This is a genomic window from Methanonatronarchaeum sp. AMET-Sl (assembly GCF_029854155.1).
In the GTDB taxonomy this organism is placed as follows: domain Archaea; phylum Halobacteriota; class Methanonatronarchaeia; order Methanonatronarchaeales; family Methanonatronarchaeaceae; genus Methanonatronarchaeum.
Genome location: NZ_CP122958.1, coordinates 1376801 through 1399222 on the forward strand (window position 1 = coordinate 1376801; position 22422 = coordinate 1399222).

General features: G+C 38.9%; 21 protein-coding genes and 2 tRNA genes. 6 read left to right on the plus strand and 17 right to left on the minus strand.

The genetic code is table 11. The features are described from left to right. The first annotated feature begins 140 nt into the window (after positions 1 to 140). Positions 141 to 926 carry a twin-arginine translocase subunit TatC gene (locus QEN48_RS07080; RefSeq protein ID WP_280108202.1) on the plus strand — a complete coding sequence of 262 codons (786 nt, stop codon included), beginning with the start codon at positions 141 to 143 and terminating at the stop codon, positions 924 to 926. Between the two features lie 241 nt (positions 927 to 1167). Here QEN48_RS07080 and QEN48_RS07085 read toward each other — a convergent pair whose 3' ends face one another. Further along, positions 1168 to 1581 carry a multiprotein bridging factor aMBF1 gene (locus QEN48_RS07085; protein WP_280108203.1) on the minus strand — a complete coding sequence of 138 codons (414 nt, stop codon included), beginning with the start codon at positions 1579 to 1581 and terminating at the stop codon, positions 1168 to 1170. Between the two features lie 71 nt (positions 1582 to 1652). Between QEN48_RS07085 and QEN48_RS07090 the strand changes: the two genes are divergently transcribed. Next, a complete protein-coding gene (locus tag QEN48_RS07090; protein ID WP_280108204.1) occupies positions 1653 to 2885 on the plus strand; it encodes a proteasome-activating nucleotidase in 1233 nt (410 codons plus the stop codon). Between the two features lie 48 nt (positions 2886 to 2933). On the opposite strand, the gene QEN48_RS07095 is transcribed toward QEN48_RS07090, so the two are convergent. The 16 genes from QEN48_RS07095 to QEN48_RS07170 all read right to left on the minus strand — a co-directional run bounded on the left by QEN48_RS07095 (position 2934) and on the right by QEN48_RS07170 (position 19059). Continuing rightward, positions 2934 to 4049: an ATP-grasp domain-containing protein gene (locus tag QEN48_RS07095; protein ID WP_280108205.1), complete on the minus strand. Its 1116-nt coding sequence runs from the start codon at positions 4047 to 4049 to the stop codon at positions 2934 to 2936. A 635-nt stretch (positions 4050 to 4684) separates the two neighbouring features. After that, a complete protein-coding gene (locus tag QEN48_RS07100; protein ID WP_280108206.1) occupies positions 4685 to 5440 on the minus strand; it encodes a ZIP family metal transporter in 756 nt (251 codons plus the stop codon). Positions 5441 to 5628: 188 nt separating this feature from the next. Next, positions 5629 to 5754: transfer RNA gene (locus tag QEN48_RS07105), tRNA-Ser, on the minus strand. Positions 5755 to 5795: 41 nt separating this feature from the next. Further along, a complete protein-coding gene (gene rpsJ, locus QEN48_RS07110) occupies positions 5796 to 6107 on the minus strand; it encodes a 30S ribosomal protein S10 (protein WP_280108207.1) in 312 nt (103 codons plus the stop codon). Positions 6108 to 6125: 18 nt separating this feature from the next. Beyond that, positions 6126 to 7397, minus strand: a complete 1272-nt coding sequence (tuf, locus tag QEN48_RS07115; protein ID WP_280108208.1) for a translation elongation factor EF-1 subunit alpha — start codon at positions 7395 to 7397, stop codon at positions 6126 to 6128. 37 nt (positions 7398 to 7434) lie between these two features. Next, the gene (locus QEN48_RS07120) at positions 7435 to 9612 is read right to left on the minus strand and encodes an elongation factor EF-2 (protein WP_280108209.1); all 2178 of its coding nucleotides are present in this window, start codon (positions 9610 to 9612) and stop codon (positions 7435 to 7437) included. Positions 9613 to 9637: 25 nt separating this feature from the next. Further along, positions 9638 to 10195, minus strand: coding sequence for a 30S ribosomal protein S7 (locus tag QEN48_RS07125; RefSeq protein WP_280108210.1), 558 nt, complete (start codon positions 10193 to 10195; stop codon positions 9638 to 9640). Positions 10196 to 10200: 5 nt separating this feature from the next. Beyond that, positions 10201 to 10629: a 30S ribosomal protein S12 gene (locus QEN48_RS07130; RefSeq protein ID WP_086636985.1), complete on the minus strand. Its 429-nt coding sequence runs from the start codon at positions 10627 to 10629 to the stop codon at positions 10201 to 10203. Positions 10630 to 10842: 213 nt separating this feature from the next. Continuing rightward, a complete protein-coding gene (locus QEN48_RS07135) occupies positions 10843 to 11274 on the minus strand; it encodes a NusA-like transcription termination signal-binding factor (protein WP_280108211.1) in 432 nt (143 codons plus the stop codon). Beyond that, positions 11267 to 11584: a 50S ribosomal protein L30e gene (locus QEN48_RS07140; RefSeq protein ID WP_280108212.1), complete on the minus strand. Its 318-nt coding sequence runs from the start codon at positions 11582 to 11584 to the stop codon at positions 11267 to 11269. The genes QEN48_RS07135 and QEN48_RS07140 overlap by 8 nt, the downstream gene beginning before the upstream one ends. A gap of 15 nt (positions 11585 to 11599) precedes the next feature. Next, positions 11600 to 12721 carry a DNA-directed RNA polymerase subunit A'' gene (gene rpoA2, locus QEN48_RS07145; RefSeq protein WP_280108213.1) on the minus strand — a complete coding sequence of 374 codons (1122 nt, stop codon included), beginning with the start codon at positions 12719 to 12721 and terminating at the stop codon, positions 11600 to 11602. Beyond that, positions 12718 to 15348, minus strand: a complete 2631-nt coding sequence (locus QEN48_RS07150; RefSeq protein ID WP_280108214.1) for a DNA-directed RNA polymerase subunit A' — start codon at positions 15346 to 15348, stop codon at positions 12718 to 12720. Before QEN48_RS07150 ends, rpoA2 begins: the two co-directional genes overlap by 4 nt. Positions 15349 to 15361: 13 nt before the next feature. After that, positions 15362 to 17176, minus strand: coding sequence for a DNA-directed RNA polymerase subunit B (gene rpoB, locus QEN48_RS07155; RefSeq protein ID WP_280108215.1), 1815 nt, complete (start codon positions 17174 to 17176; stop codon positions 15362 to 15364). Next, entirely contained in the window at positions 17177 to 18670 is a 1494-nt protein-coding gene (locus QEN48_RS07160; RefSeq protein WP_280108216.1) for a DNA-directed RNA polymerase subunit B'', read from the minus strand. It lies immediately after the preceding gene. Next, entirely contained in the window at positions 18667 to 18930 is a 264-nt protein-coding gene (locus tag QEN48_RS07165) for a DNA-directed RNA polymerase subunit H (RefSeq protein ID WP_280108217.1), read from the minus strand. Before QEN48_RS07165 ends, QEN48_RS07160 begins: the two co-directional genes overlap by 4 nt. A gap of 55 nt (positions 18931 to 18985) precedes the next feature. After that, a tRNA-Lys gene (locus tag QEN48_RS07170) sits at positions 18986 to 19059 on the minus strand. 360 nt (positions 19060 to 19419) lie between these two features. Between QEN48_RS07170 and QEN48_RS07175 the strand changes: the two genes are divergently transcribed. The 4 genes from QEN48_RS07175 to hypE all read left to right on the plus strand — a co-directional run bounded on the left by QEN48_RS07175 (position 19420) and on the right by hypE (position 22321). After that, positions 19420 to 19659, plus strand: a complete 240-nt coding sequence (locus QEN48_RS07175) for a HypC/HybG/HupF family hydrogenase formation chaperone (protein ID WP_280108218.1) — start codon at positions 19420 to 19422, stop codon at positions 19657 to 19659. 100 nt (positions 19660 to 19759) lie between these two features. Further along, on the plus strand, positions 19760 to 20821 hold the full coding sequence (gene hypD, locus QEN48_RS07180) for a hydrogenase formation protein HypD (protein WP_280108219.1): 1062 nt from the start codon (positions 19760 to 19762) through the stop codon (positions 20819 to 20821). Positions 20822 to 20861: 40 nt separating this feature from the next. Further along, positions 20862 to 21230 (plus strand): hydrogenase/urease maturation nickel metallochaperone HypA, encoded by a 369-nt coding sequence (locus tag QEN48_RS07185; RefSeq protein WP_280108220.1) that lies wholly within the window; start codon positions 20862 to 20864, stop codon positions 21228 to 21230. A gap of 71 nt (positions 21231 to 21301) precedes the next feature. Further along, complete coding sequence (hypE, locus tag QEN48_RS07190; RefSeq protein ID WP_280108221.1) at positions 21302 to 22321, plus strand: hydrogenase expression/formation protein HypE; 1020 nt, start codon at positions 21302 to 21304, stop codon at positions 22319 to 22321. The last annotated feature ends 101 nt before the right edge of the window (positions 22322 to 22422 follow it).

The following is a 22422-nucleotide window of genomic DNA, read 5'->3' on the forward strand; positions in this document are numbered from 1 at the left end:
GGTATATAAAACTGGTGGATACTAGTAGGATAGGTTATTATATAAAGAGGATTATTTTGTTCTAAGTTTTCTTTGAAATCTAAATATATTTGTAGTTATAGGAAAATTCTTTAGAAATGGTTTCTGTGAGGTAGTGAAGTTTGTCTGAGGGGTATCAACAGACTCTGGAAGAGATTGATGAAGTTCTTAAGGGCGTTAGGGGTAACCTTCTAAAAATCTTGATAGTTGCTGCTGTAGCTTCCTCTATTGGATACTTACTCACCTATCCTGCTATTTCAATAATTGAAACACAGATGCTTTCTATGGTTGAGAATAACGTTGAAGTTATTTATATCGGGCCTTTGGAACTTGTTGTAGTTCAGATAAAACTTGGTTTCTTATTCGGTTTGATAGTTACTCTTCCATTGATTCTTCATTATATCTATCAAGCTATAGATGAAAGAATCGAGAGAATAAATGTTGGCTTAAACTTTACCAAACGAGAGGTATTCACCCTTGCAATACTTTCAGTGGTCTTATTTGGTATAGGAGCTGCTTATGCATGGTTTTTAATGGCTCCACTAACGTTTGAAGCACTTGTTTTAATGACCGAGATGGTTGACCCCGATATGCGTATAACCTACACAATAAGTAAGTTTATACAACTAGTAGCTCTCCTGGTAATAGGTTTTGGATTAACATTTCAAATGCCTATATTTCTGAACCTCTTGATAAGGTCGGGGTTAATGAGTTATGAATCAATAAAAGCAAAAAGAAAACTCATCTACGTAATAATACTTATACTATCTGCATTCATAACAGGACCAACAATAATAACTCAATTTATGGTTGCCTTACCACTGTTTCTTTTCTTCGAGGTAAGCTTAATTGCAGCTAAATGGGCTGAGAAAAGAAGAACAGCCCGACTATCAAAAACTGTAGACTAGATATCATTCAATAATTAACTTCCAATATTCACCATTTATCCTAAAACAGGGCTAAAAACCCTACCTCCATTCCTTTAGGGAGAAGAGGATGTCAATCTACATAAGTCTACATACTAAGGCAAGTGTTTTTTCTGCCAAAATAGGTAAACCTATGTATATTTTATTGGTTTTTAGTTGATTTTGCGTAAAAACAGCTAACGCTGAATTAAAAAAAATAAAAGGTTTCTTGTTTACCGTTTGTTTATTCTCTTAATTTTATTTCCAGAAAACTTTCAAGTTTTTTTATGACTTTTTCTTCTGGGAGTTTTTTCTCGTTTTCAAGTTTACTGATAATTGAGCTTTTTTCATTTATTTTATCAGCTAGCTCTTCTTGGGTAAGTCCCTTTTCCTCCCTAGCGTTCCTAATTAAACTACCGTATTCAGGGATAATTTGATCCATCTCGTCATAAACACTCTTTCTTTGTGGAGATTTTTCCCTCTTCACGGATATTTTCTGTTTTTTAGTAGTTTTTTTAGTTGTTTTCTTTGGTTTTTCAGGTTTTTTCTTAACTTCTTGACCCAAGGTTTTACAGTTAGAGCAAACCATCATCTCAGATCCCTCTATACGCACCTTCACGGCAGTATCAGCATCTTTTCCACATATTTCACACTGCATTTTAATTGCCACCAGAGAACTGCAACAAAAATATATGTCTGAAAACCTTAAGTTTTCCCCGGGAATCGAAAATGGGGAACGAAGAGAGAAACAAAGAAGACATGGATAACTTCCATAAATATCTGCTTGACAGGGTTCAACAACTTGAAAATAAATATGATGAACTTAAAAACGAGAAAGAAGATGTAGAAAGTCGAATGAAGGATGAAGAAGATAAAAAAATCAAGTTTAAGAGAGAAGTTAGGAAACTTAAAAGCGAGCTTGAACGCATGAAAAAACCACCATTGGTGGTTGGAACTATCCTAGATGTATTAAATGACGATAAAATTGTAGTTAAAAGTACAACTGGACCAAAATTCGTAGTAGACGGGTCCAACATAATCGATGATAATGAAATACAGCCGGGTACAAGAGTTTCATTAAACCAACAATCACTAGGAGTTGTAGAGAGATTACCCTCCTCAAAAGACCCCAGCGTCTATGGAATGGAAGTAATTTCATCACCAGACATAACTTACACAGATGTTGGTGGACTTAAAGAACAATTAATGGAACTTAAAGAAACGGTAGAACTACCCCTCACCTGTCCAGATAAATTCACAAAAATCGGGGTGGAGCCACCAAAAGGAATACTATTATATGGCCCTCCAGGAACCGGTAAAACATTAATGGCTAAAGCAGTCGCTCAGAAAACAGATGCAAGCTTTATAAAAATAGTTGGTAGTGAGTTAGTGCAGAAATACATTGGAGAAGGAGCAAGGCTAGTCAGAGAGGTATTCAAACTCGCTGAAGAAAAAAGCCCAAGCATAATATTCATAGATGAATTAGACGCAATAGGAGCAAAAAGACAACAATCTTCCACCTCAGGAGATAGGGAAGTTCAAAGAACATTAATGCAATTGCTTTCAGAGATGGATGGATTCGATAAACGCGGAGAAACAAAAATAATAGCCGCGACAAACCGACCAGACATACTTGATCCAGCCATATTAAGGCCAGGTCGATTCGATAGATTAATAGAGGTACCACTACCCGAACTTGAAGCAAGAAAACAGATATTCAAAATACACACACGCAACATGAACTTATCTGATGACATAAGTATCGATGAGCTAGCAAGTTTGACAAAAGGAAGTTCAGGCGCCGATATAAAAGCTGTTACAACGGAAGCAGGGATGTTGGCAATAAGAGAAGACAGAGATTACATAAAAATGGAGGACTTCGTAAAAGCAGTCGATAAAGTCAAGGGAAGTGCCCCAAATGACGAGATAAGTGGGTCAACAGAAGGCCTTATGTTTGCTTAAAAACTAATCCCCCCTACCAAAAAAACTGAAGTAGGGGGTTATACCCAATTATTTAACCTTTTTTTTAATTTCTGAATAAAATAAATCTCTTTCATCCATCAATTGATCCATAGTTTCTGAATTAAAGATTACTGTACCAACAGTTTCCCCTGAACTTAATTTACCGAGATATAGTTCTTCACAATAATCAAAATCTTTTTGCCTAAAGTTTTTAGATTTAAGTAGATTTATCTCACCAATATATTTGACATCACTACCAATCTGAAAGTGTTCAAAAACAGTAGGCAAAACTTCAAATTGATTCTTCCCTTGTTTATCTCTAACCCCGATTTTGTTTTCACTACTTGGCTCTATCATCTCTTCTAGCAGATTGATCCCAGTTGCCCAATAAACAGCAATTGGAGTCTGGCTAGGGAACCTTGTATTCACTTCTATAAGATAGGTTTCATCAGTTTCCTTTTCTCTAACTGTCTGAATATCGAATAAGTAATCTATATCTAGCTCTGTAGATAAAGAATGGATAATCTTATTTTGAGCGGATAAAATTTCTTCTTGTATTTCTGGATTACATATTATTCTACAGCAACCGTAGTTATCATCAAACTCCAGAATGGTAGTGAGATACTCATAGATATTTCCATCCTTTGTGATCGCTTCTGTACTGTAATGTTTCCCCTCAATATAGTTCTGAACGATGTAACTTGAACCAAGTTCCTCTACTTTATCTCTATTTCTTATTTTCTTAACACCCTGGCTACCACTACCATAAATGGGTTTTGCAATCCAAGGAGGTTTGGAACTATCGATAGAAGATGGAACTTCTACATATTGAGAAAGAACATCATACATATTTTTTTTATCTGACATCTCTAAAAAACAATCAAAATCAAACAATATCTCCGAATCCAATTTATTTTTATTCCGGTTTAAATGCTTCAATGTTTCTCGATTTTCAGTTGCAGGAATTATATATTCAAACTCCTCTGACAAACTAATAAAATCCTTAAAATCCTTAATAACATCCATTCTAATAAAATCATTTGAAATAGAACGAGCTATAGGATTTGGTTTTTTATCAACTATACATGATTTTCTACCAGATTTATCAGCAAGATAACAGAGTTCAAATCCCTGTAAACCTCCTCCAACTATTAAAACAGACATAACCAACAAATATTTCTAAAACAGTTTTAGTTTTTCGCCAAAAAAACAAACTACATATACCCAAAACTAAAAACTAAAAAAATAACTATTCAATAAGAAATCAAGATAGATGTGACATCTTTCACTCCCTAAAAAGAAGAAGGAGATTACAATCCTCAAACTCATAAAAAGGCTAAAACGATATATCAAATATAGTTTTTCAATTAAATTTTATGCATTAATAAATATTTTCCAATAAAAGTATTTCTCCAAATACTTTTGATACTAAAATAATTGATTTAGATTTGGGGAAGTACGAAAAACACCATAAATATCATGAATACGAACAAAAGAACCAAAAACAAAAAAAATGCAATACTACCGTTATTTGACATTAATATACCACTCCAAACTGGAATAACACTTCTTAATACTTATATATTCCCTAAAAATACTCGATTTAATCATCCATTTAAGTTTCTTTCAAAATCAATCTCTTTAGCTTATCTATCTTTAAATGCACTATAGACACTCAAGTGAAATCCTACTAGACCTAAAGGAAAGGGGGTTAGGCCTGCTTTAAGATAAATATTAAAATGATAAAAAAGAGGTTTAATTTGAACAGGTTTCTATTTGGGGTTTATTGTGGTTTTTGGTTAGTGGAGTAATCCTATGAATGCGATTCCGATTACTATTCCTGATAAAATACCGATTATTGCTGTATGTCCTGTGGCTCTTCGATGTGAATCTGGAACTAGTTCGTCGAATACAATGTATAACATTGCACCTCCAGCGAAACCAAGTCCAAGTGAAAGCGCTATCTCTGACACACCTCCTAATAAACCTCCTAAAAAAGCTCCAATGCCCATTGGAACACCCGCTAAAGCAGTGACAATCAATATTTTAGAGTTTTTTATTCCGCCAACACCCATGGCGGTTGCAGCTGCCATTCCTTCGGGGAAATTATGGATAGCCATTAAAACTGCTAAAGTTACACCGACTTCGAAATTTACAAGAAAAGCTGTACCTATAGCCACTCCTTCAGGCAGGTTATGCATAGCAATACCGATACTAAGAAGCAACCCAGTCTTCAATTGCTTCACTTTCTCTATACCCCCATTAAAATCAAAAGAAAAATGTTTATGAGGGAAATTCAAATCTAAAAACCCTATGATTCCAATACCTAAAACTATCCCTATTAAAGCAGTAAATAACGATCCTTCTTCTATTGATTCAGGAATTAATTCCATGAAGGTTATTGCAACCATCACACCTGCTGAAAAACCCAGTAATATACTTAAACTACGTTCCTCAATTTTCTTAAATAAAACAACAAATAAACCGCCTGAGGCAGTGCCTAAAACGCCGCTTAATAAACCTATAACTGTAATGGTGAGAACATAATCGATCATTATTATTTCAACTTCCCTCTAATTGTTTTTGTTAGACTTATTCTTCCAAAATTATAATAGTTCTAATGTATCTTCGTTTATTTTAGCTTACATAAATCGTTAATTAGAAAATAATAATTCATTAAGCTGAATTAATATACCTGTAAGCATTTTAAAAAATCTATAAAAAAGATTTAGTTTTAGGATAACGCTGGGGAGGGGATTTGAACCCCTGAGTGCCGTTAGGCACACCAGCTTTCTTGATTTTAAGTTCTCAAGGCTGGCGCCTTTGGCCCCCTATTTTCTTGGGTTGGGCCGGACTTGGCTACCCCAGCAGTAAAATGAGAGGGGGGGAGGTATGTAGGTTTGGTTTGGGTTAGTTTTCTATGACTAGTTCTATGTGGACTCCTTCTGGTACTTGGAGTCTCATGAGTTGTCTTAGTGCTCTTTCGTCGCTTTCTATGTCTATTAGTCTTTTGTGTATTCTCATTTCCCAGTGTTCCCATGTTGCTGTGCCTTCGCCGTCCGGTGACTTCCTGACCGGGACTTCGAGGCGTTTGGTTGGTAGTGGGACTGGTCCCTTCATTTCTACCTCTGTTCTTTCTGCGACGTTGTTTATTTCGTCACAGACGTTTTTTATTTTTTCTGTGTTGGTTCCGGTCAGTCGGATTCTGGCGCTCTGTTTCAATGTATCACCGGTTTTTGTTTACTCTTTTTTTGTTAGGTCGATGCACATTCCGGCGGCAATTGTTTGTCCCATGTCTCTGATTGCGAATCTACCTAGTTGGGGTATTTCTTTTACTTTTTCGAGGACCATTGGTCTTTGTGGTTTGACTGTTACTATTGCTGAGTCTCCTGCTTTTATGAAGTCTGGGTTTTCTTCTTTGACTTCTCCTGATTTGGGGTCCATTTTTTTGTCTATGTTTGTTATTGTGCATGCTACTTGTGATGTGTGTGCGTGGAAGACTGGTGTGTATCCTGCTGTTATTGCGCTTGGGTGTTGTAGGACTACTATTTGGGCTTTGAATTCGTCTACGATTGTTGGTGGGTTATCTGAGTGTCCGCATACGTCTCCTCTTCGGATTTCGTCTTTTCCGATTCCTCTTACGTTGAATCCTATGTTGTCGCCTGGTCCTGCTTTTGGTACTTCTTCGTGGTGCATTTCTACGCTTTTTACTTCTCCTGATTTCTGGCTTGGGTTGAATGTTACTTTGTCTCCTGGGTGGATTTCTCCTGTTTCTACTCGGCCTACTGGGACGGTTCCTATTCCGCTTATGCTGTAGACGTCTTGGATTGGTACTCTTAGTGGTAGGTCTACTGGTGATTCTGGTTTGTTTAGGTTGTCTAGTTCTTCGAGTAGTGTTGGGCCGTCGTACCATGGTGTGTTTTCTGATTTTTCGGATATGTTTCCGCCTTCTAGGGCGCTGAGTGGTACGTATTGTACTTCTCCTGGTTTGAATCCTACCATTTTAAGGAGTTTGTCGACTTCTGATTCTATTTTGTTGTAGTCGTCTTCGTTCCAGTCTACTTTGTCCATTTTGTTGACGGCTACGATTAGTTCGCTTATTCCTAGTGTTTTTGCGAGGAATACGTGTTCTTTTGTTTGGGCCATTACTCCTTCGCTTCCGTCTACGACGAGTACGGCTGAGTCTGCTTGTGAGGCTCCTGTTATCATGTTTTTGACGAAGTCTCTGTGGCCTGGGCAGTCAACTATTGTGAAGTAGTATTTGTCTGTGTCGAATTTTTTGTGTGCTATGTCTATTGTTACTCCTCTTTCTCTTTCTTCTGCTAGTGAGTCCATTACCCATGCAAACTCGAATGTTCCTTTTCCTTTTTCTTCTGCTTCTTTTCTGTATTCTTCTATTACGTGGTCTGGTACGTTTCCTGTTTCGTGTAGTAGTCTGCCTACTAACGTGGATTTTCCGTGGTCAACGTGTCCGATGATAGCTAAATTCATATGGGGTTTGTCGCTTGCCATAGTTTTACCTCAATCTTATTTATTTTATTATTAATGTTTATTCAGCATTAGATGCTTGAACTTTTAAACCTTTTCTTTCTCTTATTTCAGTTATTATTTCGTCCTGTAGGTTTGTTGGGACTACTTCATAGTCTGCGGGCTCGGTGCTCCACATTGCCCTGCCTTCTGTTGCTGATCTTAGGTCTCCTGCGAATCCGAACATTTCTGAGACTGGGGCTTGGGCTTCGATTGTTGTTAGGTCTCCTTCGTGTTCCATGTTGATGATTTGGCCTCTTCTTCCTTGGATTTCTCTTGATGCTCCACCCATGACTTCTTGTGGTGTGCTTATATAGACTTTTTGCATTGGTTCTAGTAGTGTGGGTTTTGCGTTTACCATTAGTTGGTGTAGTCCTTTTCTTACTGCTGGTATTACTTGTGCTGGTCCTCGGTGTACTGCGTCTTCGTGGAGTTTTACGTCGGTTAGTTTTACCATTACGCCTCTGCAGGGCTCTCTTGCCATTGGTCCTTCATCCATGGCTTCTTCATATGCTTCTAGGATGAGGTCCATGGCTTCTCTTAGGTACTGCACTCCTTTTGTAGCATCTACAAACATATTATTGTTGTGTAGTGATTTTACTTTCTTTGCGAGGTCCTTGTCGAATCCGGCTTCTATTAGTTTTTCTTTTCGTTTTTTGCCTGGCATGTCCATTGTTATGTTGCCTTCTTTGATTTCTTTGACTATCTCGTCTGGTAGTTGTTCTACTTCGAAGTAGAATTTGTTGTGGCCGTTTGGTGATCTAGCTTCGAATGGGCCTGCGTTTCCCTTTACTGTTTCTCTGTATACTACTATTGGTTCGCTTGTTTCGATTTCTACGCCTTTGTCTCTTTCTATTCGGTGGGATATGACTTCTAGGTGTAGTTCTCCCATTCCGCTTATTAGGTGTTCTCCGGTTTCTTCGTTTATGTTTACTTGGACTGTTGGGTCTTCTTTGCTGACTTGTCTTAGGACTTGTATTAGTTTTGGTAGGTCTCGCATTTTTTGGGCTTCTACGGCTATTGTGACTACTGGCTCACTTATGTGTTTTATGCTTTCGAATGGTGTCATTTCTACTGTTGATACTGTTGATCCTGCGATTGCGTCTTTTAGTCCTGTTACTGCAACGATGTTTCCTGCTGGTACGTTTTCTACGTTGACTCGTTCTGGACCCATGAATATTCCGACTTGTTGTATTCTGTTTTGGCCTGGGACTCCGTTGATTTCAACGTTCATTCCTTCTTCTATGCTGCCTGAGAATAGTCTTCCTGTTGCTACTTCGCCTGCGTGTTCATCGACTGATATGTCTGTTACCATGAAGGCTGCTTCTCCTTGTGGGTTGGCGTTTATCATGTCGCTGCCTATGTCTCTTGTTAGGTCTCCGTCCCATATGTTTGGTATTCTGTATTCTTGTGCTTGAAGTGGGTTGGGTAGGTGTCTTATTACCATGTTTAGGACGACTCGATGTAGGGGTGCTTTTTTGTGGAGTTCTACGTGTTCTTGTTTTTGGGCGTGATGTATTAGGTCTTGGAATGTTATTCCTGTTTCTTCCATGTATGGGAGGCTGAGTGCCCAGTTGTATAGTGCTGATCCGAATGCTACGCTTCCGTCGTTTACGTTTACTTTCCATTCTTTGGCTCTTTCTTCGTCTTCGATCATTCCTGTTATGTGGTCGTTTACTTCTTTTATTACTGAGACGAATTTTTTCTGCATCTCGTCAGCGGATAACTCTAGTTCGTTTATGAGTCTGTCTATTTTGTTTATGAAGAGTGTGGGTTTTACGTTTTCTTTTATTGATTGTCTTAGTACTGTTTCTGTTTGTGGCATGCATCCTTCGACTGCGTCTACGACTACTACTGCTCCGTCTACTGCTCTCATTGCTCTTGTTACGTCTCCACCGAAGTCTACGTGGCCGGGTGTGTCTATTAGGTTTATGAGGTATTCTCCGTCGTCGAAGTCGTGTACCATTGAGACGTTTGCTGCGTCTATTGTGATTCCTCGTTCTTGTTCTTCTTCATCGAAATCCATGAAGAGTTGTTCTCCAGCGAGATCTTCTGATATCATGCCTGCTCCGGCTAGTAGGTTGTCTGTTAGTGTTGTTTTGCCGTGGTCTATGTGGGCGACTATACCTATGTTTCGTATTCTTTCTCGGTTGTCCATTAATCGCTTTACTTTCTCTACCATTTTTTCTTTTCTTCCCATTGTTATCCCTGTTGTTGTTTTTTGTTTATCTGGCTGCTTTTGCGACTCTCTCTTTTTCTTCTTTTTTCTGTACGGCGTAGCTGGACATGTCTTGGTTTGAGGCTTTGATTATTTCGTCTGCTAGTGATGCTGCTATTCCTTGGTCGTTTTTGAATGAGGATTTTTTTGCGCCATCTGCTATTAGGGCGAGTGATACGTTTACTCTTCTTTGTGAGGATACATCTATTGGTTTTTGTATTGATATTCCTCCTTGTTTTAGTCTTACTGTTTCTTCTCTGGGGCCTGCGTTTTCTATTGCTTGTACTAATAGTTGGACTGGGTTTTCTCCTGTTTTGCTGTGTATTTTTTCAAATGCCTCTTTTACGATTTTGAAGGCTTTGTTTTTCTTTCCTGTGTTTTCGTGGCTTCGCATTATTTTGTTTATTAGTTGTTCGACTATTGGTATGTCTGATTTGAATTTGTCGTTTGCTTTTCGTCCTCCGGAGTGTGGTATGACGACGTCATCGAGGTTTATGTATCTTTCGAGTCCATCGTCTGTTACTATTACTTCGCTGAGGTCGTATTTTCCAAATAGCTTTGTCATGTGGTTTACCTCATTGGTTTCTCTTTGTTTCCTCGTACTAGTTCTTCTAGCGAGACTCCGTTGACTTTTATGACTTTGAATCGGACGCCTGGGATGTCTCCCATTGAACGGCCCATTCTTCCGCCTATTCCTTCTATTAGGACTTCGTCGTGTTCGTCTATGAAGGATATTGCGTTGTCTCCTGGACAGAAGGCTGTTAGTTGTCTTCCGTTTTTAACTAGTTGTACTCTTACACATTTTCTTATTGCTGAGTTTGGTTGTTTTGCTTCAATTCCGACTTTTTCTATCACTATGCCGGTTCCCTGTGGAGCTCCTTCTAGGGGGTCTGCTTTTTCGTCAAGGTTTAATACTCTTCTTTGGTAATCTTTATCGCTCCATCTATGTTTCTGTCGATCTTTTTTAAGTTTTCTAGCTGCATACATTCCTTTACCCATATTATCACGTTAGTTTTGTCTAAGGCTCAATCTTAACTTACTGTAGAATCAAGAAAGCTTTTCAGTTATTTGTGATTAGAACCTAAAATATCTTTTGATTCATTCTTGGTTCGGATTCTTTTTGTTTTAGTTTTTTAGAACCAGTTTCTCCAAATGGTTTTTGTTTTCTTTCCTGTGTTTTTGGTTTTTGGAGTTTTTATTTAGTTTTTATTTTTATAGTAGTATTATGTCGTTTATGTTGTAGTGGCGGTCTGCAAGTAGTTTTGCTTTTTCGATGTTTCTTCCGTTTTTTCCGATTACTAGTCCTTTTTTGCTTTCTTTGACTTCGATTTCTGCTTTTTTGCCTTCTTCGCCGTTTACTACTTCTACTTCTTCGATTTCTGCTGGTGATAAGGCGTTTTTGATGAATGGTTCGGGTTCTTCTGCGTATTCAACTACTTCTACTCTTTTTCCTACTGTTTCTCTGAATCTTTTGATGTTTCTTCCGCCTTTGCCTATTGCTAGGCCCATTTCGCCTTGGTTTACTACAAATATTACTCTATCGTTTTCTTCGTCTACATAGCAGTCTCGTGCTCCTGCTCCTGTTAGGCTTTCGAACAGGGCTATGTATCTTATTTCATCTGAAGATAGTTTTACTTCACTCATTTATTTCACCTGTGAGTTCTTTTACTCCTAGTATTCTTGATTTTCCGGGGTCTATTATTGATAATGCGGCTACTGAGTGTGGTCTGCCGCATAATGCCCCTAATTCATAATTTGATGTGTTTAGTTCGATTACTTTTATTCCTTTATCTTTTGCGAGCTGGGTTATTTCTATATCTATGTTTTGTGGGCAGTTGTTTGCCGTTATAACCAGCTCTGCTGTTTCTTCTTCTAGTGTTTTTATTGTTTCGTTTGACCCTATCTTTACTTCTCCTGTGTGTATCGCGTCTTCAATAGCTTTTTCAAAATCCAAAATTTAAGCCTCCATTTATTCCATTTCTAAGTCTACTAAGCCAGTTCCAAGTTCTATTGGCTGGCCAACTATTACATTCTCAGGGATTCCCTTAAGTTCATCTGACTGTCCTTTTTTGCCGGCGTTTAATAGGTGTTTTACGGTGACTTCGAATGCTGCTCTTGCTAGCACGCTTTCTTTGTCTCCGCTTACTCCGTGTCTTCCTATCTGTTTTAGTCGTCCTGTGTTTGTCATTACGTCGGCAACTAACATTATGTGTCTTACGTTTACTTCTAGTCCTTGTTCTCTTAATGTATCCATTGCTTCGTTTATTAAGGCTTGTCTTGCTGCTTCTATTCCTAAAGCGTTGTTTATTTCGTGTACATCGTTTGTTTTTGTTTTTTGTGAGTCTACTCCATCGATTTTTAGGACTTTTTTGAATGCTGATCCTTCTGTGTATACTGTGTATTCGTCGTCTTCTTTTCTTATTATTGCTCTTTTTATGCCGTTGATTCCTGCGACCTTTATTTCTTTTAGTTTTTCGACGTTTCTTAGTAGTTCTCGGTATGATGATTTTTTTGTTCTTATGACTATTTTGTTGTCTTCTTTTGTTATGTCAAGGTTTATTTCTGATTCTATTATGTTGATTACTTGTTCTTCTGTAAGGTCTCTTCTATCTAGCATTGTTTCGTCGAGTTTGAGTAGTATTTTCATTTGGGATGGGTTCGGCTCGATTTCTGCGATGTTTTTGATTTTTGTTTCTTCTATTTTCCAAGCGATTTTACGGGCTTTTTCTCTGTCGTTGGCGATTTCTTTTTCTAGTTTGACGGTCATCATTGGGCTGGATGGTGTTTTTCTTGCGTCGACGATTTCAATTAGTCTTGGTAGTCCGAGTGTTACGTTGATTTCTGCGACACCGGCATAGTGGAATGTTCGCATTGTCATTTGTGTTCCTGGTTCTCCGATTGATTGTGCTGCGACGGTTCCGACTGCTTCTCCGTAGTTTACTTGTTTTTCTTCGTATTGCTGTAGTGATTTTTCTAGGACTTTTTCAAGTTCTTTGTCTGTTAGGTTTTGTTCTTCGGCTTTTTCAATTATTTCGTGTAGTATTTTTGGTGGGAGTTTTCTTTCGTATTTTTCAATTGTTTCTGTGGTCATTTTTCTGCCCCCGTTTTTACTTCGTGTATTATTCCTTCTATGTCGACTGGGTCGCCTCTAAAGCTTTTGCTTGGGTCAACTCCGTCTTCTCCATACTCGAACTGGATTATGTCGTTTGAGGTGTTTCTGACTGTTCCGTCTTCGCTTATTTTGAGGTCTTGTAGTGAGTTTATTAGTCTTCTTTGCATGTATCCTGATTGGGCTGTTCGGACAGCTGTGTCGACAAGTCCTTCTCTTCCTCCCATTGCGTGCATGAAGAATTCCGTTGGTGATAAGCCGTCTTTGTAGCTTGAATATACGAATCCACGTGCTTTTGCTCCAAGGTCGTCTTTTTCGAATGCGGATAATGTTCTTTTTTCGTATCCTCTGTTTATTCGTTCTCCTCTAACTGATTGTTGTCCAACGGATGCTGTCATCTGGGTTAGGTTTAGCATGCTTCCTCTTGCTCCTGATACGGCCATAACTACGCCTGCGTTATCCATTCCTAGGTGTTGTTCGGCTACTTTACCGGTTTTGTCTCTTGCGTTTCCTAGTGTTTGCATGATTTTCATTTCGAGTGTTTCTTTTATTGATCGACCGGGTATTGGTTCTAGTTCTCCTCGTTCATATGTGTCGACGAGTTTTTCAACTTCTTCTTCGGCTTTCTGAACTATTCTCTGGATTTGGTCTTCGGCTTCTTTTGGTAGGTCTTCGTCATCTATTCCTATTGAGAAACCGAATGTTGTTATTGCTCTTATTGCCAGTCTTGTTGCGTCGTTTAGGAATTTGAGAGCTCTATCTGATCCATAATCTCTTACTATTCTGTCTAGTATTACTCCGCTGAAGGCTCCGAATGCTTTTTCGTCTATAACTCCTGATTTTAGTTCTCCGTCCTCGATTTTGATGTATGCTTCGTTTTCACATTCTTCCATGGCGCAGTTTCTACAGTTTTCGCAGAGTTCGCCTCTGTATTCCATGTTAAGGTCGTTTGGTAGTGCTTGGCTAAAGATCTGTTTGCCGGTCCAATATTCTTCTCCGTTTTTGGTGGTGGCTGGTTTTGGGAGGTCGTATATGTTTGCCATTCTAAGTAGTTCTATGGCGTCGTCTTTGTCGAGTAGTGTTCCTTTTCTTGTTAGCATGAATGAACCGGTTATGTGGTCGTGGATTCCTCCTATTATTGGTGCTCCGAATCTTGGGGAGATTAGGTTTTGTTGTACTTCCATTAGTACTTCTGCTTCGGCTCTTGCTTCTTCTCCTTGCAGTACGTGTAGGTTCATTTCGTCGCCATCAAAGTCTGCGTTGTATGGTGGGCAGACACATAGGTTTAGTCTGAATGTTTTTCCGGGCATTACTCGGACTCGGTGTGCCATTATGCTCATTCGATGTAGTGATGGCTGTCTGTTGAATAGCACTATGTCTCCGTCTTTGATGTGTCGATCCACTTTCCAACCTACTTCGAGGTTTTCAGCGACCAGTTCTTTGTTTTCTTCAGTGATTTTTTGTTTTCTTCCGTCGAGTCTTTTTACGTAGTTGGCTCCTGGATGTGTTTCAGACCCGGTTTTTATTATTTCCCTCATTTTTTCGATGTTTCTCTCTGTTACTTCGATGGGTAATGTCATTTCTTTTGCTATTTGGGTTGGAATTCCTAGTTCGTTTACGGATATATTGGGGTCTGGTGATATTACTGTACGGGCACTGAAGTTTACTCGTTTTCCAGATAGGTTGTTTCTGAAGCGGCCTTCTTTTCCTTTTAGTCGTTGGGAAAGTGTTTTTAGTGGTCTTCCGGATCTGTGTCTGGCTGGTGGTATTCCTGATACTTCGTTGTCTATGAAGGTGGTTACGTGGTATTGTATTAGTTCCCAGAGGTCTTCTATAACGAGTTGTGGTGCTCCTGCTTCTCGGTTTTCTTGGAATCTCTGGTTTATTCTTAGTATGTCTACTAATTTGTGTGTTATGTCGTCTTCTGATCTCTGGCCGGATTCTAGTGTTATTGAGGGTCTTATTGTTACTGGGGGTACTGGCAGTACATCTAGGACCATCCATTCTGGTCGAGCGTTTTCTGGATCTATGTCGAGTACTTTAACGTCTTCGTCTGGTATTTTTTCTAGCCATTCTCTTATGTCTGAAGGTGTTAGTTTTTCTCCGTCTTCGTAAAATGTGGTTGGTTTTTCGAATTTTATTTTGTTTTGTTCTCTACCACATTTTTGGCATTCTTTTGTTTTTCGTGCTTCTCTTATTGCTTTGCGCACGATTTTTTTAACCGGCTCGTTCATTTCTTTCATTTGCTTGAGTTCTTGGATTATTGCTTTTTTCTCTTTTTCTGATAAGAGGAGTGTTCCGCATTCACGGCATGTTACTCTTAATAGCCTTCTTAGGTCTCTTGCATATCCACTGTGGATTACAGGTGCGGCAAGTTCTATTCGACCGAAATGGCCTGGACATTCGCCTGGACGGCCTCCACATGTCTTGCATTCTAGGCCTGGGTCTATGACTCCAAGTCTTCGGTCCATAAGCCCCATCTCTATGGGGTATCCATCATCATCGTATGTGTCAGGTGTGATGATTTTGGTTACGCTCATTTTTCTTATTTCTTCAGGGGATAGAATCCCAAAATCAACACTTCTGATACGTTTAAGGGGTGTGTTCATTTAAAAAACTCCTTTATATTTTGTCTTCTAGGTTTAGGCGGGGCATTATGCCCATGCTTTTTATTTCATCTAGTAGGACTTTGAATCCATAGCTGAGTTCTACTTTTGACATTGTTACGTCTTCGCCGCATACTGGGCAGTAAGACATGTTTCTTTTTTTATCGAATACTGCGATTTGTCCACATTCTTCACATACTAACTCGATTACTCTGTCTGATTCATCGAGTAATCTGTCTTTTAGGGCCATGGAGGCTCCATGTCCTATTAAGCAGTCTCTCTCCATCTCTCCGAACCTTAGTCCTCCTTCTCTGGCTCTTCCTTCTGTTGGCTGTCGGGTTAGGACTTGTACTGGACCTCTGGATCTGGCGTGGATCTTTCCAGATACCATGTGGTATAGTTTTTCGTAGAAGATTGCTCCAGTAAATATGTTTGCTTTTATTCTTTTTCCTGTTCGACCATCGTATAATGCTTCTTTTCCGGTGTGGCTGAACCCGTTTTCCATTAGTTGTTCTCTTAGTTTATCTTCTGTTTCACCGCTGAATGCGGTTCCATCGACCTTGTTTCCTCTGAGTGAGGCTACTTTCCCGCCTATCATCTCGAGTACGTGGCCAACTGTCATTCGGCTTGGTATTGCGTGTGGGTTTACTATTAAGTCTGGTACGATTCCTTGTTCGGTGAAGGGCATGTCTTTTTGTGGTACTATTTTCCCGATTACTCCTTTTTGGCCGTGTCTTGACGCGAATTTGTCGCCTAGTTCGGGTATTCTTTCGTCTCTGACTCTGACTTTAGCTAGTCGGAGTCCTTCTTCTGTTTCGGTTAGTATTATTGTGTCGACGACTCCTTTTTCGTTGGATCTCATTGTTTCGCTGGTTTCTTTTCTTTTTTGTGGTGATAGTCCGAGTTCGGTTGGTTCTTCTAGGAATCTTGGGGGGGATGTCATTCCGATTAATACGTCGTTTGGCCCTACTTCTGTTTCAGGGTTGACTAATCCATCTTCGTCTAGGTGTTTGTATGCGTCTTCTCCTCGGGCTCCTCTTACTTCGGGGTCGGGGATTTCGAATTTGTTTCTCTGTCCACCTGGATATCTTCTTTCTTCTCCTTCATACATTCGATAGAAATGGCTTCTTCCAAGGCCTCTTTCTATTGAGTCTTTGTTAAATATGATTGAGTCTTCTATGTTGTATCCACCATATGAAAGTACAGCTACTACGAAGTTTTCTCCTGCTGGTCTGCGGTCGTAATCTATCTGTTCCATTACTCGTGTTTTAACTAATGGCATTTGTGGGTAGCTTAGTAGGTGGGCTCTTGTGTCAGATCTGAGTCTGAAGTTTGATTGTGGTAGGCCTAAGACCTGTTTAACCATTCCTGCTCCCATTGTGTTTCTTGGTGATGCGTTGTATTCTGGGTATGGGACCATTGATGCGGATATTCCCAGTATTAGTGCTGGGTCTATTTCGAGGTGGGTGTGTTTTTCTGTTACTTCTTCAGGTTCTATTGCTACGAGGCAGTCTTCTTCTTCTTCAGCATCTATGTATTCGATTATTCCTTCTTTTATTAGGTCATCCCACTCGTATTCTCCTTCTTTAATTCCTTTTATGTGTTCTTCAGTTATTGCAGGCTCTCCATCTTCGACGACTATTAAAGGCCGTCTTGCCCGTCCTGAATCTGATCTGATTATAATTTCGTTTGTTTCTTCTTGATATGAAGCATTAACTTCTTCTGGAACCTCGTTGTTTCGTCTTTTTTCCCGGAAGTTTTCAACAAACTTCTTTGGTTCATCGTGTGTTCCTACGAGGCTACCGTTTAGAAAAACTTTTGCGCCTTCCATTTAAATCCTCTCTATTCTATTTAATCCTAGATCTGACAGGGCTTTCTGTATTCGTTCCTCAGGTGCCCCGCTTGTAAGTTCTACAGACATTGCATAGTTGTTTACCAATCCACAGTTTGGTCCCTCAGGTGTTTCGTTTGGACATATACGTCCCCAATGTGTTGGATGTAGGTCTCTTGCTTCGAAGTGGGGTTGTGACCTTGAAAGTGGTGAGACAACTCTTCTTAGGTGTGCAAGTGTTGACATATGGTCGGTTCTGTCTAGGAGTTGTGAAACTCCTGTTCTACCTCCAACCCACTCTCCAGTTGCCATTGCGCTTTGTAGTCTTTGAGATAAGACATCGGGTCTTACAGAGGTTTTAACTTTTAGTTCTCGGTTTCTTGTGTTGGCTCTTTCTAACTGGTATTTAACGTCTTTTACAAGACGGTTTAGGCTGACTCTGAATAGGTCTTCCATTAGGTCTCCTGCCAGTTTTAGTTTTTTATTGCTGTGGTGGTCCTTGTCATCTTCATCTCTTCTTCCTAAAGCAAGTTCATAGCATGATTCAGCCATTCTACCAAGGTAATGTGCTTTTAATATCCTGTCTTCAGGTTCTTTACCAAGGTGTGGTAGTAGGTAATGTTCTAACACGTAGTTTGCTCTACGTATTCTGTATTCCTTAGCTTGTCCAGCTGCCACTCTCTTACCTATGACTGATATTGCTTCATCTTTGTCTTCAACATCGGCTTCCTCAAGGTTCTCAAACATGTATTTAATGATTTCTGGGTCATTGGAAACAGCTTGCGCTATCTCTTGATCTGTCTCCATACCAAGGGCTTTCATTAGTGTTATGAAGTTTATTCTGCCTGAAAGACCAGGGAAAGATACTTCAAGTAATTTATCTCGGTTTCTTTCGACAATAATGAGTGCTCGATATCCTTCTTTTTTAGAAAAAGTTTTAGCGACCTCAATTTCATCTCCATATCTATCGTTTTTCTCAACGATAATTCTGTTAGGAGCAAGGTCTTCTAGTGTAACTAATACCCGCTCAGATCCGTTGATTATAAAATAGCCACCTGGATCAAGTGGGTCTTCTCCTTTCTCAATCAACTCATCTTCATTTAATCCATTTAGGTTGCATTTATCGGATCGGAGCATTATTGGCAATGACCCTACTTCAACCCACTCTCCTTTTTTCTCTTCCTCGTTTTCTACAGGAATCATTTCAAGTTTTATTGGGGCAGCGTATGTTATGTTTCGGACTCGGGCTTCAGTTGGAAATAACTTGCTTGTAGAGCCGTCGGCCTCTCTAACAATAGGGTTTTCAACCTTTATTTGACCAAGTTTTACGTTAAAGCAACTTATCTCTTCATCTTCTATATCAGTCTCTATAACTGCTTGTTCATCAATAATTCTCTGAAGTCTGTTTTCAATAAAATCATTAAAAGATTTAATATGATGGCTGGCAATCCCTCTTTCATTAAGATATGATTCAGTTAGTTCTTTATAACTCAAAATACATCTCCCCCTATCTCTTCGTCAACAACAAGTCGATATAAAACAGATTTACCCGCAGTTGGACTATCTCTAGTTACCTTCAGTATGTCACCAGATTTAGCCCCAATCTCCTTAACAACAGGGTCCGATTTAAGAACTTTAGGAAGGTTTTTGGCCTCGATATCGTGTTTTTCCAGAATTTCCTGGGCTTCCTCTTCAGGCACAATCTCATGCTTAGGAACTAGGCTGTGATCCATAACGTTGTATTTTTTACCCATAGTATCCACTCAACTCAAGTTTATTCAATAATAACAATACAAAAAGCAATTTAAGCGGGCTCGAGGGGATTTGAACCCCTGACCGTCTGGTTAAAAGCCAGACGCTCTGCCGAGCTGAGCTACGAGCCCATAAATAACCCTGAACCAACTTACCAAAGAAACAAGATGGCTTTCCAATCAATACATTCAACATAAAACTAGGCCTTAACATGCAACCTCAAACTTTTGTCTTACCCAATATTAAAACTTCCTATATTTCAGTAGCCTAGAGACTTATATATTTATCCCTTATCCACCAATCAATAAAACAAACTCAAATCTGATTGGTTAAAGACATAACCAGTAATTCCTTCTTAAATATAATAATTACGGATAATTACGGATTAAACCAACAAAATACCTACAAAAATATTATGTATACTTAATTCGATACCAAAAAAGATAAAAAAGGTAATCTTACAGGAACAATAAGATGATGTTGATGTCGATATGTGTATAGCTGTACCTGGAAAGGTCGTTGAGATAGATGGGAATGAAGCTATGGTTGAGTTCGAGGGAGTGAAACGTAAAATACGTATAGACTTCCTAGATGATGTTGAAATCGGAGATTATGTTCTCAACCATGTAGGTCAAGCGATCCAAGTGCTCCCGGAAGAAGAGGCTGAAGAAAGGCTTAAAATATTCCGTGAATACCTAGATTCATATGAAGAAAAAGCAAAACAGGAATAAAATCAATCTAACAACTAACTAATACCCAGAAAATAATTTTTTAGAGAAAGAGAAGGGTTTTTATTAATTATACTCTGTTTATTCCACTGGCTTGATAAAAATGGATTCAAAGAAAGGGTTAGCAAAAAAATTTTCCGAAAAAATAGATGAACATTGTCCAGAAAATGGAGTGAAGGCTCTCCATGTATGTGGAACACACGAACAATCAATATTAAAGCATGGCTTAAGATCGATTCTACCAAACCGAGTTAGACTTAAAATGGGGCCTGGATGTCCTGTCTGCGTAACACCCTCAAAAGAGATAGATGAGGCAATATGGCTTGCTGAAAACGGGGTTACCATCGCTACTTTTGGAGATATGCTTAGGGTTCCTGGAACCGAGAAAAGTCTTTTTGACGCAAGGTCAGAAGGAAATGATATTAAAATGGTATACAGTATTGAAGAAGCTCTAGATCTCTCAAAAAAGGTGGATGAATTAGTTTTCTTTGGAATCGGTTTTGAAACCACTGCTCCTTCAAATGCTGCCGCAATACTAAACAACCCACCTGAAAACTTTTCCATACTTTCTTCCCATCGATTGATACCTCCAGCAATGGATGCATTATTAAATATAGATGGCGTCGATTTCGATGGTTTTATAGCTCCCGGACACGTTTCAACAATAATAGGAACGGATGACTACCATGCATATCCAAATCAATACGACATGCCAGTTGTAGTCAGTGGTTTCGAAGCCCTTGACATACTTTACGCAATACTAAAACTCATTGAACAAATAAACCAAAACCAACCCAGCGTTGATAACGCTTATGAAAGAGCAGTTAAAGAAGAAGGGAATCCAAAAGCCCTAGAAATGATGGAAACTGTATTCAAAAAAACGGATGCAGATTGGCGGGGAATCGGAACAATACCAAACTCTGGACTTAGAATCAGAGATGAATACAGTGAATACAACGCAAGAGAGAAATACCACATTGAAGTAGAAAACTCAAGAGACATCCATCCAGGATGTATGTGCCACCTAATATTGACCGCTAGAGGAAAACCAACCGATTGTGGGCTTTTCTCAACCCAATGCACTCCACAAAACCCTAGAGGTCCCTGCATGGTTAGCAGAGAAGGAGAATGCAATATCTGGTACAAATACGGTGGAAAAAAATAAAAACACCCTAACCAGTTTTTAAAAAAAATGAGGTAATTAAATGCATGAATTCAGTGTTGCTGAAGCCATAATTGAAAAAACACTTGAAATCGCAGATCAAAAAGAAGCAAAATCAATCAAAAAAATAACTATAAAAAAAGGAGAGCTAGCCCACATAAACAAAGACCAATTAATTTTCTGTATAAACGTAATCAAAGAAGACATCGAATTACTAAATGAAGTAGAAATAAAAATAAAAAACGTAAACGTCTCCATCAACTGTAGCTGTGGATACAAAGGAGAAGTAGAGCCAAAAGAACATCTAACAGACATAATAATGGCTTTAAACTGCCCAGAATGTGAGAAACCTGACCCAGATATAGAGAAAGGACGAGAAATAACCATAGAAAACATCGAAATCCAAAAATGAAAGATTCAAACAACTAAACCACTAGAGTTAGAAACACTTGTTCTAAAAAATTATTCAATTAGGTATTTAAGATGACTGAAAACAAAAAAAACCGAATCACAATTGAACATGGAGCCGGAGGCGAAGTAATGGATAGCCTCATAAAAAACAGTATACTAAAATGGTCTACAGAAAAACAAGAAGGTATAGGCCTCAACCAACTTGACGATGGAGCAGCCATCCCCCATAATAACGAACATATCGTTATAACTACTGACAGCCATATCGTTAGACCTCTTTTCTTCCCTGGAGGCGACATAGGGCGATTGGCAGTAAGTGGAACAATCAACGACTTATCTGTAATGGGAGCCGAACCACTAGCTTTAACCTCAGCACTAGTAATAGAAGAAGGACTAGAAATCGAGGTTGTTGAAAAAACAATCCAATCTTTATTTAAAACAGCTAAAGAAGCAGGAGTCAACATAGTAACTGGAGACACAAAAGTCATGGAAAGTGGAGAAATCGATGACATAATAATAAATACAACCGGGATAGGTTACACAAAAAACCCAATAAGTGACAAGGGATTAAAACCTGGTGACAAAATAATTATAACAGGCTCGATAGGAAACCACGGCCTTGCCATATTAAGCCATCGAGAAGGATTCAAATTCAAATCCAAACTAAAATCAGACGTAAAACCAATCAACCACATAATAAAGAAAGCATTGAAAATTGGTGGAGTCACAGCAATGAAAGACCCAACAAGAGGCGGATTGGCCAAATCTATAAATGAAATGGCAAAGAAGGCTAAAGTCGATATTGAGTTAAAAGAACAGAAAATACCAATAAAAAAAGAAGTAAAATCAACATCTGAAATCCTTGGAATAGACCCAATGACTGTCGCTAATGAAGGAATAGCAATAATAGCTGCAAAACCAGAAAAAGCAGATAAAATCCTAAATCAACTAAGAAAACTAGAAGGTGCAAAAGATACCGAAATAATCGGAACCGTAGTCGAAGGAAACGGAGAAGTTACACTAGAAACAGCTATAGGCGGAAAAAGATACATAGAACCACCTGCCGGAGACCCAATCCCCCGAGTATGTTAAAATGACAACCTCCTCCATCCTGAAGAGAAAGAGGTCGTAATGCCTGAGTTAAAATAAAAAAATAAGAAAAAAATAAGGAAAAAAGGGATTTAAGGGTTATC